The sequence below is a fragment of the Idiomarina sp. UBA4206 genome (genome assembly GCF_002383015.1).
Taxonomy (GTDB): Bacteria; Pseudomonadota; Gammaproteobacteria; order Enterobacterales; family Alteromonadaceae; genus Idiomarina; species Idiomarina abyssalis.
On the sequence record NZ_DFTS01000049.1, the window covers coordinates 3,297 to 11,215 of the forward strand.

At 48.2% G+C, this 7,919-nt stretch carries 13 protein-coding genes; all 13 read right to left on the bottom strand.

The genetic code is table 11. The features are described 5' to 3' along the window. Nucleotides 1-165: 165 nt before the first annotated feature. Complete coding sequence (locus B3180_RS10750; RefSeq protein ID WP_267923578.1) at nt 166-927, bottom strand: DUF2726 domain-containing protein; 762 nt, start codon at nt 925-927, stop codon at nt 166-168. Between the two features lie 28 nt (nt 928-955). Then, complete coding sequence (locus B3180_RS10755; RefSeq protein WP_267923579.1) at nt 956-1,345, bottom strand: hypothetical protein; 390 nt, start codon at nt 1,343-1,345, stop codon at nt 956-958. 63 nt (nt 1,346-1,408) lie between these two features. Continuing rightward, entirely contained in the window at nt 1,409-1,609 is a 201-nt protein-coding gene (locus B3180_RS10760; RefSeq protein ID WP_267923580.1) for a hypothetical protein, read from the bottom strand. A gap of 107 nt (nt 1,610-1,716) precedes the next feature. Further along, nucleotides 1,717-3,180: a hypothetical protein gene (locus B3180_RS10765; protein ID WP_286844438.1), complete on the bottom strand. Its 1,464-nt coding sequence runs from the start codon at nt 3,178-3,180 to the stop codon at nt 1,717-1,719. Between the two features lie 59 nt (nt 3,181-3,239). Then, on the bottom strand, nt 3,240-3,416 hold the full coding sequence (locus B3180_RS10770; protein WP_286844441.1) for a hypothetical protein: 177 nt from the start codon (nt 3,414-3,416) through the stop codon (nt 3,240-3,242). Nucleotides 3,417-3,614: 198 nt separating this feature from the next. Further along, complete coding sequence (locus tag B3180_RS10775; RefSeq protein ID WP_286844444.1) at nt 3,615-4,085, bottom strand: hypothetical protein; 471 nt, start codon at nt 4,083-4,085, stop codon at nt 3,615-3,617. Nucleotides 4,086-4,099: 14 nt separating this feature from the next. Further along, entirely contained in the window at nt 4,100-4,375 is a 276-nt protein-coding gene (locus B3180_RS10780) for a hypothetical protein (RefSeq protein ID WP_286844447.1), read from the bottom strand. A 37-nt stretch (nt 4,376-4,412) separates the two neighbouring features. Continuing rightward, on the bottom strand, nt 4,413-4,724 hold the full coding sequence (locus tag B3180_RS10785; protein WP_286844449.1) for a hypothetical protein: 312 nt from the start codon (nt 4,722-4,724) through the stop codon (nt 4,413-4,415). Continuing rightward, nucleotides 4,724-5,719, bottom strand: coding sequence for a ParB/RepB/Spo0J family partition protein (locus B3180_RS10790; protein WP_286844451.1), 996 nt, complete (start codon nt 5,717-5,719; stop codon nt 4,724-4,726). Before B3180_RS10790 ends, B3180_RS10785 begins: the two co-directional genes overlap by 1 nt. Further along, entirely contained in the window at nt 5,709-6,515 is an 807-nt protein-coding gene (locus B3180_RS10795) for a ParA family protein (protein ID WP_286844453.1), read from the bottom strand. Before B3180_RS10795 ends, B3180_RS10790 begins: the two co-directional genes overlap by 11 nt. 148 nt (nt 6,516-6,663) lie before the next feature. Next, nucleotides 6,664-7,047, bottom strand: a complete 384-nt coding sequence (locus tag B3180_RS10800; RefSeq protein WP_286844456.1) for a hypothetical protein — start codon at nt 7,045-7,047, stop codon at nt 6,664-6,666. Between the two features lie 138 nt (nt 7,048-7,185). Continuing rightward, nucleotides 7,186-7,494 carry a hypothetical protein gene (locus B3180_RS10805; RefSeq protein ID WP_286844458.1) on the bottom strand — a complete coding sequence of 103 codons (309 nt, stop codon included), beginning with the start codon at nt 7,492-7,494 and terminating at the stop codon, nt 7,186-7,188. 86 nt (nt 7,495-7,580) lie between these two features. After that, on the bottom strand, nt 7,581-7,919 hold a 339-nt coding region (locus B3180_RS10810), incomplete at its 5' end, for a hypothetical protein (RefSeq protein ID WP_286844460.1).

Sequence of the window (7,919 nt, forward strand, 5' to 3'; positions counted from 1 at the left end):
TCGGTCGTGGCAACCGGCCAGCCAGGGCACAGATCAGTGCAAGGGGTTACAGCGAAGCGGCCCTTGCGCTGGGATGTGGTTTTGGCTAGGTTCCCACATTAGACCAGCGCGATTGAACCGGCAGACCAAAGGGCTGCTTGGGAGTGAGCTGAGTGAGTATTAAGCCTACTCGACGGATGACAGAGGCAAATCCTCTGGCCAGGTGAAGAACTTACCAAAGCGAGGATGATTCTTTTCTTCCCCCCCCATATTTACCCCAAAGTCCGTCAACTGGTAATCACCATCAATTTTTTTAAGGTACATTGACTCTACCAGTTTCTGCATGAACTCATCTGTCGAACAGCCGTATTTTTTGGCGAGTTTTGAAGATGAAATTTTTGCGACCTCAACTGGTGTAGGGCTTTCTTTCTCTGGTATATCAACCGGCTCAGGCACAACTACAGGCTTCCCCTGGACAGCCGTTTCTATCATTGCCCGTATATCATCGACAACATAGCTACGGCGGTTTTTCACCTCCAATAAGGTGACACCTGCTGCGTTACACGCGGCCCTTACGAAGGCATCCCGTTTTGCTCTGTCGCGCTTGTTATGTGAGGCATCGTTCAACTCAATGCAGCAAGCTACATTCATGTCTTCCTTCCGGCATATCACAAAATCAAAGTGCTTCTGCTGCACCTTGCCCCGCATAGCAAACGCTCTTTTCTTATCGAGACCTTTCCTGACCTTCAACACATCGCCGATCCGAACCTTAAACGTAACCAGGTATCCACTCGGTACCACACGTTTAAGAACGCTGTAAAAGTTATGCTCAGCCGCAGTAAGAAGCGGCCCAGCCCGTTCGTATGGGTAATCATCTGAACGTCCAGAATTTGCCAGGTTAAACACTAGAAAAAAAATGGCCGCTACAGCAAGAGCTGCCAATAACATGAAAATTTCCATCACCAGATAACCACCATCAAAGCCAACTCAATGGCACCGGGTTATCTCTCCAATCTAGGCCATCGCCCAGAGCATCCTCAGCGGATTTTAAAGCCTCGGAGTGACTACCACCTTGGCCATAAATACCGCAATCCTGACACTCGCACAGATAGAAGGTGTCCTTGATTTTGTAGATATTCAGCGCCTCCAACCCACACTGCGGACATTCATCAACCTGAACAAAAGACCGTTCTTTCTCTGCCTTCCAAGCATTAGCGAGCATCTGCGTGATTTCTGCGCTAGCTGCTGAACGCTTCCCCTCTGACTCCCGAACTCTTTTGGCTCCTTCTGGGTCGAACTTTCCACCGACATAATTGCCAGGATTCTCTTCAGGAAAATCCTCGAAGTATTCAGACCATTCACCCATTTTTAACCCCTCCTGTGGGTTTGTTTACTGCTCGCTAACAGCAGATTAAGCAACCCATTAAAATCACGCTTCACATTTCCCCCTTGCATCCTTTTTTGCCAGCTCCACTATATCTGCCTTCTCTTTATCAGAAAGAAATGCGATTGCTGAACTCACTTTAAAACCGGCACCGTGCAATGACGGTTTTCCTGGAAAACCTACAGCAGGCAAAGCAACTGATACTTTTCCTGCTTCCCACTGACTCTTAACAAACCCATAGAACATGACCTACTCCTTCTTTCGTAATCGAGGCCGGTACTCTCCCCGACAAGTCACACCACTAGGCAGGTGTCGCTACCGCTGGGCCTATGGCGAGCGGTAATCCTTTACCGCTACTCGCTCAGCGAAACGACTACGCTGCGAATATCATCAACACTTTCGAGCCAGGCAGAAACACCATACTGACCGTTCACATCAATAGAATGCTCAGACCCACTATTGAAACAAGATCCGCTTATCACGTTGCTTGCCATGCAAAAAGGCTGAGTCACAGACTTCCACCCATCACCAGGAACATATTCGGAATATTTGGTATGACTGGTAAACCATTGGGCATAAAGTTTTCCATCCCCACCATTCACCAGGACAGGATTTGCCGCCCCGGAATCGAAAAGCGTTTGAACATCACTTATACCGGCACTGGTATATGTCACCGTATTCAGGTCATGGAAAACGGCCACTGAAGATTGATCTTTATGCCGCCAAATAACGTGAAGTTCGTCATCAATAGAGGTAAGTGCAAGATGCCCAACATCATAAGGACGGTCTTCTACCTGTGGCATTGCTTGCCACTGGGTTCCGACATTAACTGAACCAGCAATAGAGTAGTAGCCAAATTCGTCAATCTCGGCCCACATCACCACATCGTTGCTTTCAAACTGGGTGCCAACCACACTACCCTTCAGGCCATCGGAATCAATTTCCTTTGCACTAATGGTTAATGCAGATAAATCCAGATCCGCAACCATCAAGCGGTCATTTTCTGCATCCACCGATACCAGGTAAGCTACGCCAACATCACCATCTTTCTCCCAAAGGCCAACATCAGTATCCGTCTTCACATCACTGGCAACATCAAAAACGGTTCCCCAGCTGCCGGTATTGGCGTAATAAGCAACCCCCTTCAATGCCACACTGTCATCCCCAGCCTGCTTCCAGAGCAACACTGCATCGCCATTAGCGAGGGTTTGCAATTTGATTTCACTACATGGCTCATCTGTTGATTCAACAGAAACAGCAGCTGACCAGGCTCCACCCTGGGGAACATAATCAGACACATAAACAGACGTTCTTACACCATCATTCTGAAGCCATGCAACATGGCCAACGCCATCATGAGAAACAGCTAATTTCGGTGACGGTACAAAACGCTCTACCTCCCCGGTAAAATTCCAACGAGTGTTAGCCATCACGGTTTCATTACCATCATCAAGCTGAGTGATCTGAAGTGCGCCACGCGCCCGTTCAGCATCAGTCAGATCTGCACGAAGCACAGAAGCGAATACAGCCGCAGGCTGTTCCTCAGTAGCAGCCTCTACCCAAGCTGCAAAAACAGTCCCATCACCCAAGGCTTTAACTGAAGGGTTGAACGCCTCACGGTTAGGATTGCTTATCTGGAATCCGACAGTCCATTCACGCGCCTGGTAAACCGGCGTATTACCGCCCCCCGGCTGCGCTCCATTATCAGGCACAGTGCCAGAGCCAGTACCTGCTGAAGCAGAATCAGAACCACCGCCCCCGCTACCACAACCAACCAGTGCCGCCGCTACAAAAAATGAAAGCAATGTTTTTTTCATGAATATCCCTTACGAAAAAATAAAATAACTGACGGCACCACAACAAACCGTCCTACGTGTTAATCCCGATAATTGTTTAGTGGATGCCAAAACATACCGGGATCGTTGATAACATTTTCATCATCGAAATTCGCTTTAAACTTCGGCATTGTATCGCCTTGATTGCGGTAGATGACCACCATCCGATAAACCATAACGGCGACAAACAGGCCTAAAAAAAACAATACTTTAAACATATAAACCTCAACTATTTGTTACCTGTTGTTGTTACTGCTTTCCGGTGGTCAGAGTGTGGGCTTGCTGTTGGATGGCAGTATGGTCATGGCTGTGGTCAACCTGTGGTCGGCCAGTCCGTCCACGGTTGTCCATCAGCCTGTCCATACGTCCGAAGGCCATCCACACCAAACCCATACGCCTCAAAGAGCTGTCCACCGCTATTGGTCAAGATGACCAATGGTAATAGCTTCCAGAACTCCGCGACTGTTGAGCACCGGCTTACCTTCATAAATACCCGGCATAAATTTCAGGTTACGAATTACGAAAGTCACGCGGATACCCGCAAACGGATCTTTGAACTGCTTCATTGACTCGGCCCATTTCTTCAGTGTCGAACCAACCAATAAATCACAATTCGTAATATCACCTTCCCAGTCACCACGCTCATTTTTACGTGACCCCTGGATTAAACCTGCACGAACAAAAAACAGCGTATCGCCATTTTTGTCGTGGCTACGGATCTCATTGACAAAACCGCTACAGGTGGTCACTGAGTCGTTCGGAAACAAAGGATTCTGAAAACCCTTCCGATCATCTTTCTTCTGCTGTTGTTCACCCATTTGAGGATGCCCACCAACTTCAGGGAAGTCATCATAGGCATCAATTGGGGGCTGATTCATATCGCTCATGCTTGGTCATACTCCTACTTAGGTTGCTTTTTTTTCGCAGTCGCCTTTTTTGGTCGGCTGCTTTGATTCACATACGTGTCGGGCTTCCAGTTACCCAAACCATCAATCACAATACGCTCAGCACCCAATTCAGCCAGGAAGTTGATCGCAGTATTAGGCGACCGGAAGATCCTGGGGGACTTCCGCTGAGTGTAGAGTTTGAACACCTGCTTACCCTGCTTAACAAACACCTCAAAACCTGAAGGCGTCCCAGCAAGAACGATTTCCGGTTGTGCTGCATTCATCAGCATTGCCTTTACCAGGCGCTGCTCTATTGGCTCGTAATCTTTATACATTGCGAGGCTGATAAATCAGATATTCCTTTGTTGTACGCGGTTTCTTGCTGCGATTTGCGTGCGTCTGACGCTGAACGAAGTAGCGCTCACCATCACGCTCAACCATTTCACCGGACTTTACCTGGCCTAACATTTCCAGGCATTCAGTCGCTTTCTTGCGGTACGCATCAAAATCCACATCATTAGGAACCCGCATTGAGATAACGCCGACAACATTTTCTTCCCGCAACGCTGCCCAGCATTTACCCAGGTTAACACCGCTATCAGATTGTTCTTCACCATAAGTTGCTTTTTGCTCTGACATTATTCGCTCCAATTCTTATCAATATCGCCTTTCAGCGAGACAACCGCATCAGCTTCCACTCGGAAGCTCAGCTTCTTGTTACCAATCTCCACTGTCAGCATGAATTCATCGTTATCCAGACCCAGCCGCACCGCAGAGGCTTTTTTAGGTTTAGGCGGTACGTCTTCAGCCTTAGCGCTTTTACCGCCCTTTTCGCTTGAATCAGTACCTTTGCCTGCCTGGGCCTTCCCTTCTTTCTTAGCCTGTTTCGCTTCACCTGCCAATTCTTTGCTGGCCTTTCTCAAATTTGTATCCAGCTCACCACTGCGCCACTGGTCAATCAACTCGGCCACCTCTTCAGGTTTGCTTTCCGCAGCTTTCGCCAGGTTATAAAGCACCTCAACATCTTGAGTTTCACCATGTACCGACAGGCCAGTTACAACTGTCGGCGCTTCCAACAAAGCCAGGTGTTTTGAAAGCTGCCCAGCGCTTACGTTCAACAACTTTGCTGCATAAGCCTGATCGTTGCCTTCGGCCTTACAAATATCGACAACCCGCTTCATAGCCATTGCGTTTTCAACAGCCGGGATCTGTTCGCGTTGATTGTTCTCATCAATCTGCATCAGCAGTAAATGAAGCTCATCGACGTCACCACTACGGATAATCGCCTGAACCTCAGCGACTGTTTCAGATTCCCCAATGGCTCGCCACCGCCGTTCCCCTGCGATGATTGGATACTTGCCATCAGGCAAGCGATCCCCAACCAAAATAGGCTGCAACTGACCATTGCTTTCAATGCTCACCCGCAACTCATCAATGCGCTCCTGATCGAACGTCTTTCTTGGCTGATTCGGGTCAGGCACGAAAGCATCAGCAGGAAGCGACAAATAACGGCCATCAGCCTTCGCACGACCAATCAATTCATCGGAACCAGAATCGGCTAACAGGTCAGTTATATCGACCTTCGGCTTTTGGCTCTTCGCTTTATTGACCTGCTGAGAAAATTTATTGCTCATTACCAACCTCGATGCGATCAATAAACTCTTTCGTGAATTCCATGTACTGACGGGCCTGATCGGAATTCTGCTTGTACTCAGAAATCGACTTACGCATAGCGTGAGACTCTTTTACCTTCGCTGACTTGGTGATCTTTGTTTTGAAAAGGTAATCACCATACTGATTAGCCAGACGATCATAAAAATGTTCTTCTACCAAAACCCGCTGACTGCTGACCTCGTTTACCAGAATACCTAACAAGGACAACCCCGGATTCAAACGGCGCTTAGTGTTGTTGGCCGTCTTCATCTGTTCATCAATACCCGCAACACTAAAGTCGTCCAGGTGAGTCGGAATCACCAGGTAATCTGCCGTCATGTGTGCGGCAGTCTGCAACGTGCCGAACGAAGGCAGGCAGTCAATCAGGATGTAGTCATACCGTTGTCGAAGTGCATCAATCTTCTCTTTGAAGTCGAAAATAACTTCAAACGGTTTCGTGGAAATCTCTGACAAATGCTTGCTGGCCCCGATAACATGGAGGTTATCGCTGGCCGCCACTGGCTCCACGCCAACACCTTCCAGATACAGGTTGTAGCCATTTGAACCCCCTGGAGACGAAGCCCCCGCACCATCCCACTCAACCACTTCAGAAGGGAGTTCATCACCGAAAATAGCCATCGTCAGGTTTCCCTGCGGGTCATTGTCGATAAGCAAAACCCGCTTACCCATAGAAGCCAGGTTTTTTCCGAGGTTGATTGTTACGGTTGTTTTACCGACACCACCCTTCTGATTTGATACCGCTGCAATTTTTGCCATTTGTGAAAGTCCTCAATGTTGATTAGCGACCCCACACAGCAGTTGGATTACCAACAACCCCTGACCTTGCCGAGGTGCGCTGTATGATGATTGCAGTATAGGCCTTTTGATAAATCAAAGCAAGCACTTTTGATAAATCAAATATACTTTATTTGATGGCCCGAATAAATGGTACTACCACACCTTGCCTGATCGGTAATCCGTCTTCAGGCAGATCAATGATACCTTCGATGAACCTGCTTTCCTCCACGATTGCTGAAAGATCCTCAAGACGTTTCGCGCACTCAACCACCTGCGGCCACTGACGATACAGCTCTACCAGGTTGCCCCAGTACGGCGGCACCGCCATATCTGGCACGGTAGCCCACTCCTGCGGTAGATTTTCAGGGCACTCAACAAGGCATGTCATCGCCTGCACCCCTACCCTGGCGTATTTCCAGGCTTCATAAACAGCATTTGCATACTCTGTCCGGGAACCAACTTCAAAGATTAGGTCTTCGGGAATCCCGCTAAATCGAATGGTTATAGCCATTGAACCCTCCTGCCAAACCGCCTGAATATACCCCATTTTGACAAATCACAACAGGGGTAATTGACAAAGCAAAAGAAATAAAAAAGCCACCCGAAGGTGGCTTTTTTGAAGGTTAAATTCCACTACGGGACGCTAACCTTAATACTCACTTGGCAGAAGAAACGTAGTCACGCTCCGATCTGCTTCAGTGATAACCCATAACCTTGATTCCGGCATATCCGAAAGGTTGTAGGCTGAGAAGATACGGCCTCCGTGAATAACCGCCTCTTCATTTGTTGCCTTGTCCTGGTCATCCAGATCACCCCAATCGCCATGAGCATGACGACGAAGATATTGAATGGGTTCAAGACCATGCTCCTTCATCAACTCAGAAACACCGCGAGTCATAACGACAGCACCAAGTTTGAATTTCAGAACATCTACAGGCTTCTTTACTGCGTTTTGCATAGCTTCATCCAACCCCTGAATAGGCCGAGGTGCGCCTTGCGCAAAATTGCGCGATTGCAGTGAGTACCAGGCCGAAGCCCACCCCACTAAACGAGTAACTTCACTACAGGCAAGTTACAGAATCCGCTTCGTGCCGATTTGCCGGTTAACTCAATGATTTTGGCTTGAACCAAAACATCAAGTATTCCCTCATTTTCGCTATAGTCTTTAATTGCCGTCTCTCCCTCTTGAAAAGGGAAATCTGGCAGGCAGGCTGTAGCGGTCAGAACTGGCGCACCGTGATGGATACCCATTTCACGATTACCAGGGCTATCAGCGGCGAACAACTGCAAAGCAGGTTGCTTATTGTGAGGATAAGCACGCTTATCAATCTCGCAATCTATGCCCATGAAAGTAACTGTAGTCATATCTATCTCCAACCCCTG

What these genes read in the sequence shown, in the direction of transcription:
- B3180_RS10775 (WP_286844444.1), bottom strand. Translation starts at nt 4,085, where the DNA reads ATGAGCGATATGAATCAGCCCCCAATTGATGCCTATGATGACTTCCCT.
- B3180_RS10760 (WP_267923580.1), bottom strand. Translation starts at nt 1,609, where the DNA reads ATGTTCTATGGGTTTGTTAAGAGTCAGTGGGAAGCAGGAAAAGTATCA.
- B3180_RS10805 (WP_286844458.1), bottom strand. Translation starts at nt 7,494, where the DNA reads ATGCAAAACGCAGTAAAGAAGCCTGTAGATGTTCTGAAATTCAAACTT.
- B3180_RS10755 (WP_267923579.1), bottom strand. Translation starts at nt 1,345, where the DNA reads ATGGGTGAATGGTCTGAATACTTCGAGGATTTTCCTGAAGAGAATCCT.
- B3180_RS10795 (WP_286844453.1), bottom strand. Translation starts at nt 6,515, where the DNA reads ATGGCAAAAATTGCAGCGGTATCAAATCAGAAGGGTGGTGTCGGTAAA.
- B3180_RS10780 (WP_286844447.1), bottom strand. Translation starts at nt 4,375, where the DNA reads ATGCTGATGAATGCAGCACAACCGGAAATCGTTCTTGCTGGGACGCCT.
- B3180_RS10800 (WP_286844456.1), bottom strand. Translation starts at nt 7,047, where the DNA reads ATGGCTATAACCATTCGATTTAGCGGGATTCCCGAAGACCTAATCTTT.
- B3180_RS10770 (WP_286844441.1), bottom strand. Translation starts at nt 3,416, where the DNA reads ATGTTTAAAGTATTGTTTTTTTTAGGCCTGTTTGTCGCCGTTATGGTT.
- B3180_RS10785 (WP_286844449.1), bottom strand. Translation starts at nt 4,724, where the DNA reads ATGTCAGAGCAAAAAGCAACTTATGGTGAAGAACAATCTGATAGCGGT.
- B3180_RS10765 (WP_286844438.1), bottom strand. Translation starts at nt 3,180, where the DNA reads ATGAAAAAAACATTGCTTTCATTTTTTGTAGCGGCGGCACTGGTTGGT.
- B3180_RS10790 (WP_286844451.1), bottom strand. Translation starts at nt 5,719, where the DNA reads ATGAGCAATAAATTTTCTCAGCAGGTCAATAAAGCGAAGAGCCAAAAG.
- B3180_RS10750 (WP_267923578.1), bottom strand. Translation starts at nt 927, where the DNA reads ATGTTATTGGCAGCTCTTGCTGTAGCGGCCATTTTTTTTCTAGTGTTT.